General features: G+C 46.4%; 6 protein-coding genes. 4 read left to right on the top strand and 2 right to left on the bottom strand.

All coding sequences use genetic code 11. The features are described 5' to 3' along the window. Nucleotide 1 precedes the first annotated feature (1 nt). From AB4307_RS19110 to AB4307_RS19125, 4 genes are all read left to right on the top strand, one after another. A complete protein-coding gene (locus tag AB4307_RS19110; RefSeq protein WP_017060506.1) occupies nucleotides 2–1552 on the top strand; it encodes a DHA2 family efflux MFS transporter permease subunit in 1551 nt (516 codons plus the stop codon). A gap of 289 nt (nucleotides 1553–1841) precedes the next feature. Continuing rightward, nucleotides 1842–3431 (top strand): response regulator, encoded by a 1590-nt coding sequence (locus AB4307_RS19115; protein WP_017064673.1) that lies wholly within the window; start codon nucleotides 1842–1844, stop codon nucleotides 3429–3431. Next, nucleotides 3425–3757, top strand: a complete 333-nt coding sequence (locus AB4307_RS19120) for an Hpt domain-containing protein (protein ID WP_017060508.1) — start codon at nucleotides 3425–3427, stop codon at nucleotides 3755–3757. Before AB4307_RS19115 ends, AB4307_RS19120 begins: the two co-directional genes overlap by 7 nt. 419 nt (nucleotides 3758–4176) lie before the next feature. Then, a complete protein-coding gene (locus tag AB4307_RS19125) occupies nucleotides 4177–5073 on the top strand; it encodes a sigma-70 family RNA polymerase sigma factor (protein ID WP_372133023.1) in 897 nt (298 codons plus the stop codon). A 180-nt stretch (nucleotides 5074–5253) separates the two neighbouring features. Here AB4307_RS19125 and AB4307_RS19130 read toward each other — a convergent pair whose 3' ends face one another. Continuing rightward, on the bottom strand, nucleotides 5254–5607 hold the full coding sequence (locus AB4307_RS19130) for a hypothetical protein (RefSeq protein ID WP_017072193.1): 354 nt from the start codon (nucleotides 5605–5607) through the stop codon (nucleotides 5254–5256). A 189-nt stretch (nucleotides 5608–5796) separates the two neighbouring features. Then, nucleotides 5797–23793: tandem-95 repeat protein (locus tag AB4307_RS19135; protein ID WP_372133025.1), on the bottom strand; the 17997-nt coding region annotated here is incomplete at its 5' end.

Here is a 23793-nt window from a genome sequence, read left to right on the forward strand (position 1 = left end):
CATGAGTAACGCTGGTGTTGTCACCCAAACAAATGATGATGACGAGGTTTCGAGACGCCATTGGATCGCCCTATTTGGCGGCTTGATTGGCGCGTTTATGGCGATCTTGGATATTCAGATCACCAACTCGTCTCTCAAAGATATTCAAGGTGCGCTATCAGCCACCTTGGATGAAAGCTCGTGGATCTCTACGTCTTACCTAGTCGCAGAGATGATCGCTATCCCACTCAGTGGTTGGCTTTCTAAAGCGCTCGGTAAACGCCGTTATATCACGTGGACGACAGCCATTTTCACCATTTCATCTTTGTTGTGTTCGTTCTCTTGGAACATGACCTCGATGATCGTTTTCCGCGCGATGCAAGGCTTCAGTGGTGGTGCTCTAATCCCGCTTGCTTTCTCGCTGGTGATTCAGTTATTGCCGGTCAACAAGCGTGCTGTGGGTATGGCACTGTTTGGTGTAACCGCGACCTTTGCTCCATCGATTGGCCCTACCTTTGGTGGCTGGCTGACGGAGAACTTCTCGTGGCACTATATTTTCTACATCAATATTCCGCCAGCTTTGCTTGTGATCACCATGATCCGATATGGCTTGGACGATGAAAAGCTCGACCTTGGCACGCTGAAAAAAGCCGATTGGTTTGGTATCGCGACCATGGCGTTAGGGCTCGGTTGTTTGGAAGTGGTACTAGAAGAAGGTAACCGTGAAGAGTGGTTCAGTTCGAGCTTTATCATTGGCCTAAGTATTGTGTCTGCAGTGAGTTTGGTTTACTTCGTGATAAACGAACTCCAACACAAAAAGCCGCTGGTGAATTTGCGGCTATTGCGGGATGGGCAGTTTGCTATGTCTTGTATTGCCTATTTGATTCTAGGGATGGCGCTGCTCGGCTCTATTTATGTTCTGCCGATGTATCTCACTCAAATTCAGCAATATAATGCGATGGAGATTGGTGAAGTCTTGATGTGGATGGGTTTCCCACAGTTGTTGATATTCCCAATCGTTCCTAAGCTGACGCAAATCATTAAGCCTAAGTACTTAGTGACCTTTGGTTTCGCGATGTTTGGCTTCAGTTGTTACGTGAATACACATATGACGATTGACTTTGGTGGCCAACAGTTGATCTTGTCTATGGTTCTGCGTGCTATTGGTAGCCCGTTTATTATGGTTCCGCTGTCTTTGGTTGCCATGAAGAACATCAGCAAAATGGACACGCCAGACGCATCAACGTTAACCAACGTAATGCGGAACTTAGGGGGCGCTTTCAGCATCGCGATTATCGCTACGCTATTGGATAACAAAACCCGTGAGCACTTAGCACACATCAAGGAGTCGCTACCTTCAGTGAGTCAACTCGGTTGGCAGACGCTTCAGCAACAACAAGCGTTTTTCATTCAGTCAGGAAGTGATGCCGCAACTGCGATGCAACAAGCACAAGCAAGTTTGCTCGGCACAATGCAACGTGACGCAGCCATCATGGCTTACAACGATGTGTTCTTAATGATGACGGCGTTCTTGGCTCTAGCGGCAGTATTGATTCTAAACATGCGTGATTAACGCTAGAGTTTCGGTAAATAAAACTTCAAGCAAAGAACAACATTTCGAATAAAAACTCGAACAATAAAACAGATAGGTGAGCTTATCGGCTTGCCTCTTTTTTATTTCTAAAACACGTATAACCCCACTAAAATCAGGTAAAAGTCACCTGCGTTTGAAGGCTTTCATAAATGTTATCTAATACTCTTTAATTACCAATAGTTTATTGAGTGTTTGTATGTGATATAGGCACCTTGACAATGTGCAACTTGACACCTAAATTAAAAAATAACATTTGGTATTAAGGAAAATGGATTTGACCTTACCAACAGACCTTCGAATTTTGATCGTCGACGACTCTAAAAGCGCAACAATACTTATTAAGCAGCAACTGGCTAGTTTGGGAGTTTCGCGCGACTGTATTTTTATTGCGACCGACTATCGAAAAGCCATTAAAGCGGTCGAGACACACTCTTTTCATGTACTCCTCATTGACTACCACTTAGAACAGTCTTTTACTGGCTTTGAGCTGTTGGGCATTCTGTATCGAAACCGCCTCATCGATCATACTGTGGCGACAATCTTGCTCTCTGGGGATATGCGTCAGGAAACAGTATTAACCGCCCTTTCAGGTGAAGCACACCACTTCGTTTCTAAACCGATTAATACTCAAACGTTGGGTAAAAAGATCCAAAGTGCCGTGTCCGTTTCAAAGAAACTCACCCAACTGAATGATTTGTATCCCATTGCCAGTCAAGAGAGATTAGCTCAAGCTTTGGCGATCTCCCCTAATGGTACTAGCGTTCAGTTCGAAGCGACATTGATTGAGCATTTAATTGCAGGTAAGAAATGGCAGTTACTCTCTAGCGTCATTAACAACTCCAAAACCAACATGCACCCAACCAAATTGGTGGCTGAGGCGCTGATTCTCGACAGCTTAGGCAAGCCAAATTTAGCCATAGATAAGCTCCACAATTTTCTAATAGCACAGCCACTCTCATTGAGCGTGATTGACTGCTTAAGCTGTATCTATGAAAAACATAAAATGCTGCTGCCTGCTCTTAAATTAGCGATTCGTGCATTTGAGATGACTCCCAGCATCAGCCATCGTGCAATCAGGGCCATCGACTTAGCTGAGAACGCAGATAACACACATATGATCATAAAGTTAGGTGAGATGTATGCAACCCACATTTCAGCTGCTGACATTGATGTCATCCATTCCATTGGTGCGCACTTTAATTCCTTAAAAGCAACGTATCAGCGCGAGACGCAACTAAAGTACAAACGTATTTTGCTTGAGCACGCCAACCAATTCACCGAGTTGGTAAACCTGAAACTTCCGGTAAAACAACAGCAGCAAGTTTTGGCCAGCCTTGCCCTATTTCAGAGCAGCATATTGCTCATCGAAAATAGCCCTCAGATTGCCCACAAAAAAGTGATTAGAGCTTCGACACTGTTAGCGAACAATTTCCACAGCCAACCGACTTATTTGCTCACTCAGTTATTACCCATGCTCGCCCACTTTGGTGAGTACTCTCTTTATCATTTAACAGTGGAATGTCTCAAATCTCGCGGAGAAGCCATAAATCACCAACTTGAGTCCAAAAATGTCGACCCTTCAACGTGTATAAACATTGAAAATTTGGGTTCGATCCAAGAAATAAAGGACTACATTCACAGTTACCCATATTCAGTTGCCGCCAAACTTGACTATATATACGCCGTCAATAAAGCTCATATAGATGAGAAACTTAGCGACGACTATCTAGAAGAAATCTTACAGTTAGAACTTCCTCCAAAATGGAATCAATGGATTAGTGATTCATCAAGGTATGGTTTTTCCACTAAGCCGCCTAGCCCATTTTCAACATTCAGCCGACAGGAGTCCACATGCTAGACTTTGATGCTTTAAACGCCTATTTAGACAATGACAGAGACGTCATTTACGCCGTTTTGTCTACATATCAAGAAGACCATGGCAATTCGCTACAAGAGATCGAAGAGTTGGTTCAACAACAAGATTGGGGCAAGCTTCATTTTACCGTGCACACCTTAAAAGGCATTTTAGCCAGCTTTGGTGAAGAAACGGCCACAGTTGCATTGGAAAGAGTAGAACAAAACACACTCAATAAGCTTGCGCCGCAAGATGATGATCTTTCGGTTATCTACAGCGAAATGAAGATCATTAATCAGCAAATCGATGAGGTTCTTAGCACTTATTAGTCGATAGAATTAAAACGTGCATGGCGATACTTAACAGCCGACACAGCTAAAAGAGTTGAGGTGCTTGGAAACATTGAACCTCGACTCTTGTCATTTTTCTCATCATTTCCCCTCTCAATTATAGATCTAACCCACACCTATAAATTCACACCATTTATCTAGATAAAGCAATGCATAACACATGCTTTATAAACCAGCCATCTTAATGTTTTAAATGAAAAACCAACACACTTGATGAGATGCAAAATAGTTAAATATTTGTAGATCTTTTTGTGACATAAACATACGAAATTGCATTTTATTTATTGGTAAAGAAGAAACTGTTATCTACACTATAATGAAACCAAGCGTTAATCACTTGGTGGCATAATAATAAAATAAAAAATAAAACGTTCAGTCGGCTAAAAAAGGACAAGGAAATGAACAATGACAGTTTTTCTGCGTTTCAGGGGCTCACGGATGACACACCCATTAAAGAATCATTTTCTACCACTGCAGAGCCTTATGCTCACTATCTAAAGGATATTGTGGGGATTGAACTGCTGTCGCGTGAAGATGAGGTGTATTACGCAAAGTTGAATCGCGCTGGTGACAAGCAAGCACGTGACATCATGATCGAATCAAACCTGCGACTTGTTGTAAAAATCGCAAAGAGTTACCTAAAACGTAAAGGCAACAACTTCACGCTGCTCGACCTGATCGAGGAAGGCAACATTGGCTTGATTAAGGCCATCGACAAATACGATCCAGAACCAGGCTATCGTTTTTCAACCTATGCTGTTTGGTGGATCCGCGAAAACATTGAAGCCGCACTCATGAACACGGGTCGAACCGTTCGATTGCCAGCCCACGTGTGTAAAGAAATAAACAGCCTCGCCTCAAAAAAGCTCGATGCAAGCAAAAAAATGAGTAAAGAGGTTTCAATTTCTGAGCTATCAGACAGTTCAGGTGTAAAGGCCGAACGCGTCGATCAACTGGTGGCGTTAAGCGGGTTTATTGACGTGACGACAACGGTTGGAACTAGCCATGCGCCTATGGTGCTTGATCAATGCGAAAGTGAATATATCCCAGACCCTCAACAAGATTGTGAGGATCAATCCTTTACCCAAGCTCTAGAACAAATCATCTATACACTTCCTCCAAAATTACAAAAGGTGCTCATCCACCGTTTTGGTTTCTTTGATAACAAGGTGAAAACGCTGTCTGAGGTCGGACAAATGTTGGATGTGAATGTTTCTAATGAACGTGTTAGACAAATGCAGAAAGAAGCGGTCGAAAGAATTCAAAAACGACTCAAATTTGATGGTTGGGTGTAAGTCGTAACCCAGTTGAGAATTAGTTGAAAATAACGTTAAGCCAAAACAAAGACCTTTAGGGTGAGCCTCCAAGCTTGCCCTTTTTGTTTGCTGATTCGTTAGAAAAATAAAAAGATCGTAAGCACACGAACCCTAAGTCGCTAATGCCTAATGAAAAATGACAAATGCCACGCCATTAACTTACCTTAAAGAAGTGACTCGCTCACTGCGCAAAATGAGATAATTGATATAAGTGGTTTCAAGACAATCTTGTTCCCACACTGATAAAATCCGTTTAGCCGCAAAATAATAATCTTTGTTTCTCAACAACATCCCAACGGTGCGGCTAAGCTTTTCAAATCGAACGTGATCGCTCGCAGAGATGTAGTCATCTTCACTTTCAATAATGGGCGCTAAACCATCAGCAAACCAATTATTCAATATTTCTCGCATCTCTAATTCGGACTCAGGCACATCCACACTCGACAACTCTCGATGTTGAGGTGGTGGCACTATGTACTTCGACGCTTGCGGTGAACTGACATAACGATACATGTCGTCCCTCCTGTCTAACGGACCCTTCTAATAATTAAGGACATATTTACCTGTTCTCAAGTTTATTTAGCGAAACAAAAAAATAAATAAAAAAAAGCCATGTATCAATAACTCTACATGGCTTTAATGAGGGCAACTTTACGCTGCCCTATCTGCTTGTCGGTTCAGACTAAAACTAAGCCCTCTCGATTAAATCGAGCTTTGGTCGAAGTCGTTGCCTTGATCGGTTCCAGTTTGAGAATCTGAATCGAAGCTTCCAGAGTCGTCCGTGAAGTCAACACCTTGATCTTGACCACCTGAACTTGTCCAGTCGCTGCCACCAGATTCCATACCCGCCATGTCTGGTTGCTGCTCTTGAGTAGAACCTTGCATGGTGTATTGATCATCGACCTCAACCTCAACAGAACCGCTAGCACCGTCTATTGAACTACCCAATTCGTCGTAACCTTGGAATTGGATCTCGCTAGTCCCTTCGTAACCTTCTGGAAGTTCAACGGATACAGGCTGCTCTAGGTTGCCACTGATTGTGAAGCTACCATCACCGTTATCCAGTGCGTTGCTCACAGTAGCGCCCTCAGGTAGACCAGACATATCAGCGTAATCAACCGATTCGTTACCACTTACCTCATCTGGAATCGAGATAGAGATGGTATCACCCGGTGCCGCGGTTACATCTGCTGTACTATCTTCAGTTTCAGCATCTTGAGCTTGGTCATCAGCTTGTTGAGCCACTTCCACTTGTTGCTCTTCTGTTGCTTGAGCAGCTTGGACTTGTGGTTCATCACTTTGTATTGAATCATCTTCAACTTGGATGCTTAAGCTATGACTTGATACTTCACCGCCGTCGTTAACTTCAACATTCATCGCTAAGTTGCCATCGAAGTCTTCGTTCGGCCAGTAAGTCCACTCACCTTCACCTGATTCGGCAAAGAAGCCAGCATCGTTCGCGTCTGCAACATCAACAACTTGTGCAGAATCACTCACGCCCAACTCATCCACCAGCTGTGCATCCGTGATAGTTAGTGAACCATCATCAGCTAAGGCATAACCTTCACTCGCCGCTGCTTCATCACCACCTTGGATATCCACATTGAAGAAGCTTTCGATACGATTTTCGCCATCGGTCGCGATAAACCCAACTTGAACATCGCCGGTGTAGTCTTCAGCAGGTGTGAATTGATAGTTACCTTGGTTATCGCTCTCAATTACGCCCTGACCTTCCATCAAGCTTACTGACTCAATGCTCAAGCTATCGCCTTCTGCATCGCTCAGGTTCGCTAACATGTCTTCATCAGTGAACGACAAGGTTGCATCCGCTGCGATTTCCGTCGTCGTGATGCTGTTAACTTCTGGTGCTGCATTCTCTTGCGAGTCGCCTTCTTTCACGACCACGCCAGTTTGCTCATCATGAAGCACGCCATCTTTATCAACCACGTAAGCTATGTCTGCTTCGCCAGTAAAGCCTGGTGCTGGTGTGAACGTCCAAGTGCCATCGCCATTATCGACAATCTCACCTTGGCTGCGGTCGGCAAGATGAACCAGTTTCACTTCATCATCGCTGTCAGCATCCACATTCTCAGCCAAACCGATTAGGTCGTCCGCCGTTAGGATGATGGAATCACCCGCTACGGTTTCGAAATCACCAGAATCGATGCCATCTTCAAACGCTTCCGGCTCATCTCCGTAATCAACCGTTGTTGCGCTAACCGTTACGAAGAACTCACCATGGAAGTCTTCAGGAGGCGTCATTTGAATGTTTGAGATATCCCAATCGAACAGGTCTATGTATTGACCCGGCTCGGTGATCATCACGGTATTCACACCATCTGTTACCTCGAATCCAACAGGGAAACCTGTCATCACCAAGTTACTTAGTGTTTCTGAATCATCGACTAGGCCAACGTTCAGTCCTAAGTGACCCGTTTCATCCTCACCGAACACCAATGGACCGTCATGGTCAGTTGAAATAACCGCGCCATCTGCGACAGGACGTACGAACACAGGAACATCGAGAACCGTTTCAAACTCACCGTCACTCACGACAACTTGCAGGTCAGAAACGCCTGCGAAGTCGCCTGTTGGTGTGAATGTCCAAGTACCATCACCGTTGTCTGTTACTTCTCCGCCATCTTCACCGTCTGCGGTGATAATGCGAGAAACAACAAGGTCCGCGGTATCAATGTCACCGAACAAGTTCATCAAGTCGCCAGCATCGAAGGTGAACGCGCCATCTTCGTCTGTGGTCATCATTGCGTTGCCGACATTGAATGGTGCGTCGTTAACCGGAATGACATCCACATTCAGCGAGCCATCAACCACTTCTTCACCGTCAGTAGCTTGATAACCGAGTTCTACTAAGCCATTAAAGTCTTGAGTAGTCACTAAGTGATACATGCCGTCTGGTTGCTGAGTTAAGGTCGCATTCGCTGGTGCTCGTACTGTGATGCTCTCAATGCTGATCTCGTCGCCATCAAGGTCTGTCACTTGACCCGCGATGTAAGCAGGGTCAATCACCATGACCACATCTTCTTCGCCTTGCATCTCAATGGTTGGCGCTTCAGGTGCATCATTCACTGGCGTAACATCGATGTTGCCGTCGACTGAAATTGTCTCTTGGCCATCGCTAACGTTAAACGTCATTGGCACATCGCCATTGAAGTTTTCGTTTGGTGTAAATGACCAAGTACCATCTTCGTTATCTAGCAACTCACCCAAGCTAGGGTCGATTTGTAGACCAGAAGCCGACAGCTCGTCTGCGGTGTTATCGATGTCGGTAGCTTGAGCTAACAACATGTCTTGTGTGATAAGAATGGTGCTGTCTTCGGCTGTGGTTAGTTTCACATCCTCAGATTCAGGTCCATCGTTCACAGCCAGAACTTCGATACCTGCCGTTGTTGTTGCCGTTGCACCGTCATCATCGGTCACGACCACATCTAGGCTGATATCACCATTAAAGTTCTCGTTTGGCGTGAAGGTCACAGACCCATTATCGTTTTGAACCAAGGTGCCGTCAGAGCCTGAGTAAGTCACGCTTTCAAGTGACACTTCACCATCAACGTCAGAGCTATTAGCAATTAACTGCTCAGGGCTGATTGTGATGGTGCCATCTTCGTTCATTTGGTAAGACGTAGAACCCGCTACCGGCGCATCGTTAACATCCGTTACCGTCACACCAATATTGGCATCGACTGTCTCAGTGCCATCAGTCACTGTGAAGCCTAGGTTGACATCGCCATTGAAGTTCTCGTTCGGAGCAAAGCTATAAGTGCCGTCACCGTTATCAGTGAACACACCCTCTGCGCCCGTGTAAGACACATCCGTGATAGAAAGGTCATCACCATCAATATCCGCAGCACCTGCTAATAGGTCAGCGTCAGTGAAGGTTAGCGTTCCATCTTCCTCAACAGTAAAGTTTTGGTCTTCTGCTGTTGGTAGGTCATTGACTGGATTAACGGTTAGGTCGACGCCAGCTTGAACAGTTTCAAGGCCATCTGACACATCGAAGCTCAAATCAATGTCACCGTTGAAATCAGCATCCGGCATGATAGTAAATGAACCATCTTCGTTCGCTGTTACAGTCGCATTGTCACCTGCAGATAGATTGCTTGCGGTTAGTGCATCACCATCAACATCCGATGCGTTAGCCAGCAACTGCTCTTGAGATAGCGTAATTGAACCATCTTCATCAACCGAGTAAGCCAGGTTTCCAGCCACTGGTGCGTCGTTAACTGCAATAACTTCAATACCAGCGGTGGTTTGAGCGGTAGCACCGTCGTCATCAATAACCGTCACATCAAGGTTGATGTCGCCGTTAAAGTTTTCGTTTGGTGCGAACGTTACCGAACCATCTTCATTTTGAACCAAGATACCGTCTGTACCTGAGTAGCTCACGCTATCAAGAGACACTTCCCCGTCCACATCGGAGCTATTAGCAATCAACTGCTCAGGGCTCAATGTGATGGTGCCATCTTCGTTCATTTGGTAAGACGTTGCGCCTGCCACAGGTGCATCGTTAACGTCTGTTACCGTTACGTCGATGTTTGCATCGACTGTCTCAGTGCCGTCAGATACTGAGAAGTCCAGACTTACGTCACCATTGAAGTTCTCGTTCGGTGCAAAGGTGTAAGTGCCATCGCCATTGTCAGTGAACACACCTTCTGCGCCAGTGTAAGACACATCAGCAACTGAAAGTTCGTCACCATCAATATCAGAGGCACCCGCTAGCAGTTGCTCGTCTGTAAAGGTAAGTGAACCATCTTCTTCAATGGTGTAAGCGACATCTTCTACAACCGCGATGTCATTCACTGGATTCACAGTAAGGTCGGCCGTTGCCACAACCGTTTCAGTACCATCAGAAAGGTCGAAGCTTAGGTCGATATCGCCATTGAAGTTCGCATCTGGCGTTACCGTAAAGGTGCCATCGCCATTATCAACAACGGTTGCATTATCGCCTGCGCTTAAGTTGCTTGCGGTCAGATCATCGCCATCCACATCAGATGCTTGAGACAGCAACTGCTCTTGAGTCAGAGTAATCGAACCATCTTCATCAATGCTGTATGCCAAGTCACCCGATACTGGTGGATCATTAATTGGAAGAACATCAATACTTGCGCTGGTGGCTACTGTCGCACCGTCTTCATCTGTCACCACTACATCGAGGCTAACATCGCCATCGAAGTTTGCGTTCGGTGCAAAGCTGAATGTGCCGTTGCCGTTGTCAGTAAAGATACCGTCAGCGCCTGTGTAAGTAACACTATCAATCGCCACTTCACCTTCAATATCAGAAGAGTTCGCCAACAGTTGCTCTGCACTGATGGTGATAACTTCATCTTCGTTGACTGAGTAGCTGGTTGAGCCTGCGATTGGCGGATCGTTCACCTCAAGTACGGTGATTCCCGCGGTGGTCGCTTCTGTTGCCCCTTCTTCATCGGTAACAACAACCGCTAAGCTCACATCACCATTGAAGTTCTCGTTTGGCGAGAAGGTGTAAGTGCCGTCACCGTTGTCTTCGAACACACCGTCACTGCCAGTGTAAGTCACGCTATCAATCGCAACCTCACCTTCAATATCTGAAGAGTTGGCTAATAGCTGTTCGTTACTGATCGTGATTGAGTTGTCTTCATGCACAGTGTAAGACGTGCTACCCGCCACTGGTGGATCGTTCTCAGGCGTCACGCTCACATCAATGTTGGCTTGAACCGTATCCGTGCCATCTGACACATCAAAGCTGAAGTTCACATCACCATTGAAGTTCTCGTTTGGCGCAAAGCTGTAGCTTCCGTCACCATTGTCGGTAAGCACACCATCAGCACCAGTGTATGTCACACCTTCGACTGTTAGGTCATCACCTTCAACATCCGTCGCACCCGTTAACAGGTCAGCGTCAGTGAAGTTAAGAACCCCATCTTCACCAATAGTGAATGCTTGGTCTTGTGGCTCTGGCGCATCATTGACAGGTGTTACCGTCAAGTCTAGGCCAGCCGCGACCATGTCTTCTCCATCGGTTACATCGTAACTAAATTCGATATTACCGTTGAAGTTTTCACTCGGTGTAATGGTGAAACTGCCATCGTCGTTCATTTGAACGGTCGCATTTTCATCATTGGTAGTTAGGTTGATTGCTGATAAATCATCACCATCAATGTCAACAGCGTGCTCTAGCAACTGCTCTTGAGTTAGCGTGATGCTGTTGTCTTCGGCTGTCACAGCACTGATTTCACCATCAACTTCTGGAGCATCATTCGCTGGCGAGATATGAATCGTCACATCTTGGGTTGCCGTCGCGGTGGTGCCCGTATCAACATCAGTCGATGTCGCATTTACAGTTAGAACCACATCACCATTGAAGTCACCTGAAGGGATAAACTCTAGCCCTTCTAGCTCGCCTGGTTGCAATGACCATGTGCCATCACCGTTATCGGTACCTGCAGAAAGCGAGCTGCCTTCCGGCACATCTTCAATCAAAATAGCAAGGTTTTCTGAACCATCGGTATCAGTAAGCGCCGCATCAATATTAAGTGGTACAGGTGTATCTTCGGTACCAATGATTTGGTAATCCGCGTCAGACACTGTGATTTCAATGTTATCTATGCCAAACGACTCATCACTCACACCTTGGTTCAAGGTTGAACCGAAGCCTAACTCAAGTTGACCATCTTCGACTGGTACCGTTAGGTTGATTTGGTGTGCTTGGTCGTTCCAACCACTGAAGCCTTCACCTTGCGACACGCCGTGAACGACTTCACCCACTTCATTGCCCGCTGAATCGTACAACGTTGTCGTGCCATCTTGAGTTTGGAATGCCGAGTTGTCTAACGAAGTAAGCTCTTCGCCACCGACAAAGATTTGGAACGACTCACCATCCCAAGAGTCGATTTCGTAGAAGTTGAACGAGATATTAACTTCGCTCACATCACTTGGAATGTCGTAAGTTTTGCTTACGGCCTCCTCGCCACCAGTGCCACCAATACGACCTAGCATGTCGCCAGATTCGAAGCCTTGTGAGCTTTCAGTGCCTGTATTCCAGCCATTTGAGCCAGACTCGAAGTTGTCTGAAGCAATCACTAGGTCAGAAGCAATCGACAGCTCTGGCATATCAACCACAGATTGAACATCAATCGTCGCTTCTGCTGGTACTGTCGCGGTACCGTCATTCACGTCGAACGTCACATTCACATTGCCGTCGAAGTTTTCATTCGGTGCGAATGTGTAAGTGCCGTCGCCGTTATCAACCAAAGTACCGCTATCTGAAGCCACATTTTCAACCGATAGGTTATCACCATCAATGTCGCCCGCATTTTGCAGCAGTTGTTCTTCTGTGAAGGTAAAGCTGGTGTCTTCTTGAGTCACAAATTGTGGCTCACCGACTGTTGGCAGGTCATTAACTGGGTTAACCGTTAGGTCAGCCGTTGCTTGAAGCGTCGCATCGCCATCGGTAATGTCGAAGTTCAAATCAATGTCGCCATTGAAGTTAGCATCTGGCGTGATAGTGAAACTACCATCATCGTTTGCTGTAACTGTCGCATCACCACCAACGGTTAGGTTAGCCGCTGTTAAGTCATCGCCATCAACATCACTCGCTTGAGCAAGTAATTGCTCTTGGCTCAAGGTAATTGAGCCATCTTCGTCCACGCTGTACGCCAAGTCGCCCGATACCGGAGCATCGTTAACAGGCAGAACATCAATGCTTGCGTTGGTCGCTACGGTTGCGCCTTCTTCATCAGTAACGACAACATCAAGGCTTACGTCGCCATCGAAGTTAGCGTTAGGTGCGAAGCTGAATGTTCCGTCACCATTGTCGGTAAATATACCATCTGAGCCTGTGTAGTTAACGCTATCAATCGCCACTTCACCTTCGATATCAGAAGCGTTCGCCAACAGTTGCTCTGAACTGATGGTGATAACTTCGTCCTCGTTGACTGAGTAGCTCGTTGAGCCTGCGATTGGTGGATCGTTCACCTCAAGTACAGTAATACCCGCGGTGGTCGCTTCAGTTGCGCCCTCTTCATCAGTTACGACAACATCAAGGCTAACTTCGCCGTTGAAGTTTTCGTTTGGTGAGAAGGTGTAAGTACCGTCACCGTTGTCTTCAAAGACACCGTCAGCGCCAGTGTAAGTCACGCTATCGACTGCCACATCACCTTCAATGTCAGAAGAGTTAGCAAGTAACTGTTCGTCACTGATGGTAATTGAGTTGTCTTCATGAACGGTGTAAGACGTGCTACCTGCAACCGGTGGATCGTTCTCTGGTGTCACGCTGACATCAATGTTGGCTTGAACTGTATCCGTGCCATCTGACACATCAAAACTGAAGTTCACATCACCATTGAAGTTCTCGTTTGGCGCAAAGCTGTAGCTTCCATCGCCATTATCAGTAAGAACACCATCCGCACCTGTGTAAGTAACGCCTTCAACCGACAGGTCATCCCCATCAATGTCAGTCGCACCTGTCAGCAAGTCTTCATCAGTGAAGTTCAAGATGCCGTCTTCGCCGATGCTGAACGTTTGATCTTGTGGTTGTGGAAGGTCATTGACTGGGTTAACGGTTAGGTCAGCCGTCGCAACCAGCGTATCTGTACCATCGCTAATGTCGAACGTTAGGTCAATGTCACCATTGAAGTTCGCATCTGGCGTAATGGTAAAGCTGCCGTCATCGTTAGCAACAACCGTCGCGTCTCCATCAACAATCAAGTTAGAAGCAGTAAGGTCGTCGCCATCTACATCACTCGCTTGAGAAAGAAGCTGCTCTTGGCTCAAGGTAATCGAACCGTCTTCCTCAACACTGTATGCAAGGTCGCCTGATACTGGTACATCGTTGATTGGTAATACATCAACCGTAATAAACGTATCAACCTGAGCGCCGTCTTCATCTTGAATGGTTACATCCAATTGAACTTGGCCGTTGAAGTTTTCATTCGGAGCGAAGCTACATGTACCGTCACCATTGATTGAGAAGATACCGTCTGGGCCATCGTAGTTGATCTCAACAAGCTCAACATCACCTTCAATATCAGAAGCGTTCAACAGAACTTGAGACTCATTGAAAGTCAGTACTGAATCTTCATCGATGGTGTATGACGTAGGGCCAGCAACTGGCGGATCGTTCACCTCAAGGACAGTAATACCCGCCGTTGTTGCTTCAGTCGCTCCATCTTCATCCGTCACGACAACATCTAGGCTAACTTCGCCATTAAAGTTCTCGTTTGGCGAGAAGGTGTATGTACCGTCACCGTTGATTTCCAGAACACCGTCGCTACCACTGTAACTCACGTTATCAATTGCGACTTCGCCTTCGATATCCGAAGAGTTCGCTAGCAGTTGTTCGTTGCTGATTGTAATAGAGTTGTCTTCATGAACCGTGTAAGACGTACTACCCGCAACCGGAGGATCATTCTCTGGCGTCACGCTCACATCAATGTTAGCGGTTACCGTATCGGTACCATCTGATACATTGAACGAGAAGTTCACATCGCCATTGAAGTTTTCGTTTGGCGCGAAACTGTAGGTGCCATCGCCATTATCGGTTAGGACACCATCTGCGCCAGTGTAAGTTAAACCTTCAACACTTAGGTCGTCCCCTTCAATGTCCGTTACACCTGTTAATAGGTCTTGGTCATTGAACGTTAACACGCCATCTTCGCCGACTGTGAATGCGTGGTCTTGTGCTTCTGGACCGTCATTTACTGGTGAAACTGTTAACTCAAGGTTGGTAGAGACAACATCATCACCATCAGACACATCAAACGTAAAGCTCACATCGCCATTGAAATCAGCATCTGGCGTTAATGTGTACGTACCATCACCGTTATCGGTAATCGTAACGCTCTCATCATCGGTTGCTAAATTCAGAGCCGTCAACTGATCGCCATCTAAATCACGCGCATTAGCCAATAAGTCTTCTTGCGTAATGATGATTGAACCATCTTCTTCAACAGTTGCAGAAACCGGAAGTGCTTCAGGTGCGTGCTCAATGTGCGCGCCTGTCGCGTTAATGTAGATGGTTTGAGATACCGTTTCAGAATCATCATTCGATAACTCTGTCGCAGTTGCGGTTACATGAACTTCAAGCTGCTCATTGAAGTCTTCTGGTAACTGGATTTGTAACGCATTTTCGATAGCCGTTGTTGGTAAGTTCACCGTACCATCAGGGCCAACCGTTACTTCACCGCTGTAGATTTGGCTGTTCACTTCACCGACATCGATTGTGAAGTTGAAGTCAGAATAGTCAGCATCACCGCCGCCATACAAATCTTCAAATCCGTAAACCAGCTCGCCGTCTTCATTAACCGTAGTACGAGTATGTTCGATACCATCTTGGTTTAGCTGAGAGCTTGAACCACCATGGAAGATCGCGTCACCATTTTGGCCTTGAATCACTGTCTCGGTTCCATCAGCAGCCACAAAGACAAGTTGAGGATCAACCGTATCCATGTTCGCAGGCGAACCATCCTCAGCACGGAACTCGTACTGACCGTCTTGCATCGCATCAAAGTCGTTGTGCTGATGTCCGTTTGGAATTAAGAACAGGTTAAAGCTTTCGCCTTCCTCGACTTGGAAGCTGAATTGATCTTGCCCTGGAACAAGGTCGCCGCCACCACCAACTTGTGATGCGTTTTCGTAAACAACTTCAACACCTGTGATGTTGCCGTCTTCGTCTACTTTGTAGTAACCCGCAGCGTTTTGGTAGCCAGCCGTCTCACCTTCAAACGTTACTGTGATTTCAGTGTCGTTGTAACTGGTGATACCGTTCTCTTGGTCATTCAGAACGCCTTCGTTATCGTATTGAATAACCGAACCTTCTGGCACACCATCTACTGTAACAGTGAGTGTTTCAGACAAGTCTTGGTCGACAAGTGCCGCAGCAATGTTCAGTTCAACAATACCGCCTGGCTCAACCAAAATCGCCTGGTCGTCGACGTTAACACCATCACCATCCGTGATAACTAAGTCAGGCGCATCAGCAACTGCTTCAATGTGAACATTAATGTCTTGTTCAACTTCATCCGTACCGTCTGTCACAGTAAAGCTGAACTGCAGATCACCACTGAAGTGCTCTTCAGGAACGAAGCTGAACGTGCCATCGCCGTTGTCGGTTACTGTGCCTTCATCACCAGAGTAATTGATGCTGGTAACGCTTAGGTCATCGCCATCAATATCAATTGCAGCACTCAATAGATCTTCTTGAGTGAACAGGATGCTGCCATCCTCTTCGATGTGGTACATTCCTGGAGCAACAATTGGAATGTCATTCACCGGATTAACGGTCAATGTCATATCATTAGACGTGCTCAGCTCACCGTCGCTCACCTCATAAGTGAATGCAATATCGCCATTGAAGTTCTCTGAAGGTGTCACTGTGTACGTGCCATCACCATTGTCTACAATGCTGGCATTTGGATCGTTAGTTTCAAGCGCGCTTGCAAACAACTCATCGCCATCTTGGTCGCTCGCGTTCTCCAACAACATTTCTTGTGTAACGAGGATTGAACCATCTTCGTCGACATCTGCCACCATTGGCGTCGCTTCTGGCGCATCGTTGACGAACTCAACTTTTAGGTCGATGTTTGCGGCAACCACATCAGTGCCATCGCTCACATCAAACGCTAAGTCAACGTTACCGAAGAAGCCCTGCTCTGGTGTTAATGTGTATGTTCCATCGCCATTGTCTGTGACTTCTACCGTGTCGCTTGCACTCGTCACATTCACAACTGACAGTTCGTCGCCTTCAATGTCTGTCGCTTGTGCTAATAGTTCAGCTTCGGTAATGGTAATCGCTTGACCGTCTTCCGTAGTGAAAGACATGTCAGGCACGTCTGGAGCATCGTTGATAGGGTTTACGGTTAGGTTGAGGTCAGCCGCAACAGTTTCGATCGCGTCAGTGACATCATAAGTAAACTCAATCTCACCAAAGAAATCTGCACTTGGTGTAATAGTGAAGCTACCGTCTGGGTTTTCTACAACAACCGCATTTGGATCGTTGGTCGCTAAGTTAACGGCTTCAAGGTTGTCGCCATCGACATCCGTCGCATTCGCTAACAGATCCTCTTGAGTGATAGTGATTGAACCATCTTCATCAACAGCGGCTTCAATTGGACCACCAACCTCTGGGCCTTCATTGACAATTTCAACGTCAACTCTTGCTGTACTTGGTGCGCTTGCTTGGCCATCACTGATATCGAAAGTCAGATTCACTTCACCGTAGAAGTCTTCTGCAGGTTCGAAGGTAAAGGTATTATCACCGTTATCCGTTAACGTACCTTGCGTTTGGTCTGCAAGTAATAGGTTTTCGACATGAAGAATGTCGCCATCAACATCGGTAGCACCAGACAATAGGTCTTTCGCTTCGATGATCATGGAGCCGTTTTCAAGCATTTGGGTGTGCAATGGTTCACCCGGAACCGGCACATCATTGACTGGTACGACCGTTAGGTCTAGATGCGTTGCAACTTCATCAGTTCCATCAAACACCTTGTAGTCGATGTCGATTTCACCATTGAAGTTTTCATTCGGCATGAAGGTAAACGTACCATCGCCGTTATCAACTAGCTCACCGTTATCACCACCGTAAGTGATGTCAGAAATAGACAGCGTATCGCCTTCCACATCTGTGGTGTTCGCTAGCAAGTCATCTGCACTGAACGTGATACCTTCATCTTCATCTGTCGATAGAACAATCGGGCCAGAAACGATTGGCGCATCATTTACTGATTCGAAATTGATATTGATGATATTGCTGTCTGTCAGCTCACCATCGGTAACTTGGTAACCAAGTTCGATTTCACCATGGAAGTTTTCATCCGGTGTTACCGTCCAAGTGCCATCACCATTATCGGTGAGTGTTGCATGCTCTGAGTTTTCACCCACTAGCTCTAGATTTTCAATATCAAGGTCGTCGCCATCAATATCAGATGCTTGCGCCAGTAGTTGCTCTTCGGTAATCACAACCGAAGCAAACTGGGCAGAACCATCGGTATCGACAGTAATATTCGGAAGATCAGCCGTTAACTCGATTTCGTTGTCACCCGCATGGATATTCAACTCAACCGTTTCAGTAATCTCTGAGCCATCTACACCAATCGATGTAAACACCGCTTCATCATGACAAGTTTGTGACACTGTCATGTTTTGAACGACGTAAGTACCATTACCTTGCACGGTACCAAGCTCAAAGTAGGACACTGGTTGATCAACCGTTAGCGTGTAATCTGTCTCGAAAGTACCACGGTCTTCTTTGTGGTAAGTCATCGAGTCAATTAGGTCGCCATCCTCATTGAACGCTTTGATTTCTACTTCTGTAAAGTGACGAGACTCTTCCATGAACCAGCCACCCAAACCATCTAGGTGGAAACTGATTTCATTGATGTCTTGACCTTCAACTGAAACCGTCAGTTTCTCATCACCACTTAAGCCTTGGCGGTCAGTATCACCGATACCATGACCAATGTGGGTGTTGCCATTCCAGGCACCAAGAGGGTCATCGTTACTTTGAACAGTTACCGTTAAGTCACCATCTGAGAACTCACGCGTATAAGGGTCAACTTCTGTACCCCAATCATCCACACTCGCGTTATCGTCAAACGTACCGATTTGTGTGGTGTGTGTACCTTCAGCAAGAGCATCTTCACTTGGAACAAAGCGCACTTCGGTATCTGCAGGAACTTCTTGTCCTACTTCCAGTACCACCCATTCGTCATTCACATTTGCTTCAATGATGCCGTTTTCTGGCGCTTGGTCTAAACGTAGTGCTGGTTCTTCACGAAGTGTCACACCAACTGTTTGGTCTTCTTGCGCTTGGATGAAGATTTCATCGCCCGCTTCTGGCGCATCGTTGACAGGGTTAACCGTCAAGTCGAGTGTCGTCAGAACTTCATTCTCACCATCACTGATGCTGTATGTGAAGTCCAACTCGCCATTGAAGTTTTCTGTGTGCGTAATAGTGAATGAACCATCGTCATTAGTAACAATTGTCGCATCTGGATCGTTGGTTTGTAGGTTAGATGCCGTTAACTCATCACCTTCAACATCGGTCGCATTAGCGAGTAACTGCTCTTGAGTAATGGTGATTGAATTATCTTCATCGACTTCAGCCTGAATGCCCGAAGTTTCAGGTCCGTCATTCACAGCGATAACATCGATGCCAGCGGTTGTGGTTGCGGTTGCACCGTCTTCGTCAACGACAACAACGTCTAGTGAAATATCACCATCGAAGTTTTCATTTGGCGTAAAGGTGTAAGTACCATTGCCATTATCAACAAAAGAGCCGTCATCACCGGAGTACGATACTCCAGACAGTGAAACATCACCTTCTACATCGGAAGAGTTTGCCAATAATTGCTCATCACTGATCGTGATTTGGCCATCTTCTTGAACTGTGTACGATGTTGAGCCCGCTACTGGTGGGTCATTCTCAGGCGTTACGCTGACATCAATAACAGCTGATGTTGAATCAGTACCGTCAGAGACATCGAATGAGAATTGAACATCACCATTGAAGTTCTCGTTTGGAGCAAAGCTATATGTGCCGTCGCCATTATCGCTAAGAACACCATCTGCACCAGTGTAGAGCACGTTTTCAATCGACAGTTCATCACCATCAATATCCGACGCACCTGCAAGCAGGTCAGCATCGGTGAAGAGTAACGTACCGTCTTCTTCAATCGTGAACTGTTGATCTTGCGCTTGTGGCAAGTCATTAACCGGATTCACGGTAATGTCTAGGCCAACTTGAACTGAACCACCATCGTTATCGATGATATCGAAGTTCAGATCTAGGTCACCGTTGTAATCTGCGTTCGGTGTGATGGTGTAGCTGCCATCATCATTGTGTTGGATGGTCGCATTTTCATCAGTAGATAGATTGATAGCTTCTAAGTTATCGCTATCGATATCACCTGCTCTTGCTAGCAATTGCTCTTGGCTTAGCGTGATGGAGCTATCTTCATTGATGGTGTAAGCCAAATCGCCCGATACTGGCGCATCATTGATTGGCAATACATCAACGTTAATGTGTGTTTCAACCGTTGCGCCATCTTCATCTTGAATGGTCACACCCAGTTGAACCTGACCATTGAAGTTTTCGTTGGGTGCAAAGCTGCATGTACCATCACCATTTACAGTGAAGATACCGTCAGAGCCATCGTAGTTAATGCCAACAAGTTCTACATCGCCTTCGATATCCGAAGCATTCACAAGAATCTGAGATTCACTGAACGTCAGAACCGAATCTTCGTCAATGGTGTATGACGTTGGACCCGCAACTGGTGGATCGTTCACTTCAAGAACGGTAATACCTGCTGTGGTTTCATCAATTGCACCTTCTTCATCTGCAACAATCACATCAAGGCTGATATCACCGCTGAAGTTTTCATTAGGAAGGAAGGTATAGCTGCCATCGCCGTTATCTTGGAACACACCATCAGTGCCACTGTAAGTCACAGTATCAACCGACACCGCACCTTCAATATCCGAAGAGTTAGCTAGCAACTGTTCATCAGAAATTGTGATGGCATTGTCTTCATTGACCATGTATGAGGTTGAACCCGCAACTGGCGGATCGTTCTCAGGAGTCACACTCACATCAATGTTAGCGCTGACTGTTTCTGTGCCATCAGACACATCGAAACTGAAGTTCACATCGCCATTGAAGTTCTCGTTTGGCGCAAAGGTATAAGTACCATCACCGTGGTCGGTCAGTACGCCATCACCACCTGTATAGCTAATACCTTCAACGGTTAAGTCGTCGCCATCAATATCGGTGGCACCGGTAAGTAAGTCGGCGTCTGTAAATTGAAGCGTACCGTCTTCTGCGATACTGAATTGTTGGTCTTGAGGAACCGGCAAGTCATTAACTGGGTTAACAGTAAGATCGGCGGTTGCTTGAACCGTGTCAGTACCGTCAGTGATGTTGAATTGAATATCAATGTCACCATTGAAGTTCGCATCTGGTGTGATGGTGAAACTGCCGTCATCGTTAGCTACAACCGTCGCATCACCACCAACTGTTAAGTCACTTGCGGTTAGATCTTCGCCTTCTACATCGGACGCTTGAGACAACAGCTGATCTTGGCTCAGTGTGATTGAACCATCTTCGTTAACGTTGTAAGCCAAATCACCAGACACTGGCGCATCATTGATTGGTAATACGTCAACATTGATGACGGTTTCCACTTCTGCACCATCTTCATCACGAATGGTGACATCAAGCTGAACTTGGCCATTAAAGTTCTCATTTGGAGCGAAGCTGCAAGTGCCGTCACCATTTACTGAGAAGATACCCTCAGGGCCATCGTAGCTAATACCAACAAGCTCAACATCCCCTTCTACATCTGAGGCGTTAAGCAACACTTGAGACTCACTGAAGGTAAGTACTGAGTCTTCATCAATGGTGTAAGACGTAGGGCCTGCAACCGGCGGATCGTTCACTTCAAGAACATTGATGCCCGCGGTCGTTGAGTCGGTCGCACCATCTTCATCAGCAACAACCACATCCAGTGCAATTTCACCGCTGAAGTTCTCATTTGGCGAGAAGGTGTAAGTGCCGTTACCATTGATTTCGAGGACACCGTCGCTACCAGAGTAAGTCACGCTGTCTATCGATACATCACCTTCAATATCTGAAGATGTTGCCAATAGTTGTGCATCAGAAATGGTAATCGAATTATCTTCATTCACCGTGTAGGACGTTGAGCCCGCAACAGGCGGATCGTTCTCAGGAGTCACGCTAACATCAATGTTTGCAGACACGGTATCGGTACCGTCTGACACATCGAAGCTAAAGCTCACATCACCATTGAAGTTTTCGTTTGGAGCAAAGCTATATGATCCCTCACCCAAGTCAGTCAGTACGCCATCAGTGCCTTCATAAGTGATGCCCTCAACCGTCAGGTTATCACCTTCAACGTCTGTCGCGCCTGTAAGTAGATCCGCGTCTGTGAACTGTAAAGTACCGTCTTCTGCAATACTGAACTGTTGATCTTGAGGTACTGGTAGGTCGTTTACTGGGTTAACCGTTAGGTCAGCCGATGCTTGAACGGTATTGGTGCCATCAGAGATATCGAAGCTGATATCAATGTCGCCATTGAAGTTCTCATCTGGCGTGATGGTGAAACTGCCATCATCGTTAGCTACAACCGTCGCATCACCACCAACCGTTAGGCCGCTAGCAGTAAGGTCATCGCCTTCAACATCAGATGCTTGTGATAACAGTTGCTCTTGGCTTAAACGGATAGAACCGTCTTCATCGATTGAGTACGCTAAGTCACCAGACACTGGCGCATCATCAACCGCTATAACACTCACATCGATGTTTGCAGAGACCGTATCGGTGCCGTCAGACACATCAAAACCGAAGTTTACGTCGCCATTGAAGTTTTCATTCGGTGCGAAGGTGTATGTGCCATTACCATTGTCGGTAAGAATACCGTCGCCACCGTCGTAGGTCACACCTTCAACCGTTAGGTTGTCGCCTTCAATGTCCGTTGCACCTGTTAATAGGTCGGCATCGGTGAAGATTAACGTGCCATCTTCTTCAACGCTGAACTGTTGGTCTTGAGGGACTGGCAGGTCATTAACTGGATTAACAGTAAGGTCAGCTGATGCTTGAACCGTATTGGTACCATCTGAGATATCGAAGCTAATATCGATATCACCATTGAAGTTCTCATCTGGCGTAATCGTGAAACTGCCATCATCGTTTTGAGTAACGGTTGCATCACCGCCAACCGTTAGGCCGCTGGCCGTCAGGTCATCGCCTTCCACGTCAGAGGCTTGAGAAAGCAGCTGCTCTTGGCTTAGACGAATCGAACCATCTTCGTCGATTGAGTACGCTAGGTCACCAGACACAGGCGCATCATCAACCGCAGTCACACTTACATCGATGTTCGCAGAGACCGTATCGGTGCCGTCTGACACATCGAAGCCGAAGTTTACGTCACCATTGAAGTTTTCATTTGGCGCAAAGGTGTACGTGCCGTTACCGTTGTCGGTAAGGATACCGTCGCCACCATCGTAGGTCACACCTTCAACCGTTAGGTTGTCACCTTCAATGTCTGTCGCGCCTGTAAGCAGATCCGCGTCTGTGAACAGTAAAGTACCGTCTTCTTCAACACTGAATTGCTGATCTTGAGGGACTGGCAGGTCGTTAACTGGGTTAACCGTTAGGTCAGCCGATGCTTGAACCGTATTGGTACCATCTGAGATATCGAAGCTAATATCGATATCACCATTGAAGTTCTCATCTGGCGTGATGGTGAAGCTGCCGTCATCATTAGCTACAACCGTCGCATCTCCACCAACCGTAAGGTCGCTAGCCGTAAGGTCATCGCCTTCCACATCTGATGCTTGTGATAGCAACTGCTCTTGGCTTAGACGAATCGAACCATCTTCGTCGATTGAGTACGCTAGGTCGCCAGACACTGGTGCATCATCAACGGCAGTTACGCTCACATCGATGTTTGCAGATACCGTATCGGTTCCGTCTGACACATCGAAACCGAAGTTTACGTCACCATTGAAGTTCTCATTTGGCGCAAAGGTGTATGTACCATTACCGTTGTCGGTAAGAATACCGTCACCGCCATCGTAGGTCACACCTTCAACCGTTAGGTTGTCGCCTTCAATATCAGTCGCACCTGTTAATAGATCAGCATCAGTGAAAATAAGTGTGCCGTCTTCTTCAACGCTGAACTG

This window comes from Vibrio sp. 10N.261.52.C2 (assembly GCF_041471425.1).
GTDB lineage: Bacteria > Pseudomonadota > Gammaproteobacteria > Enterobacterales > Vibrionaceae > Vibrio > Vibrio crassostreae_C.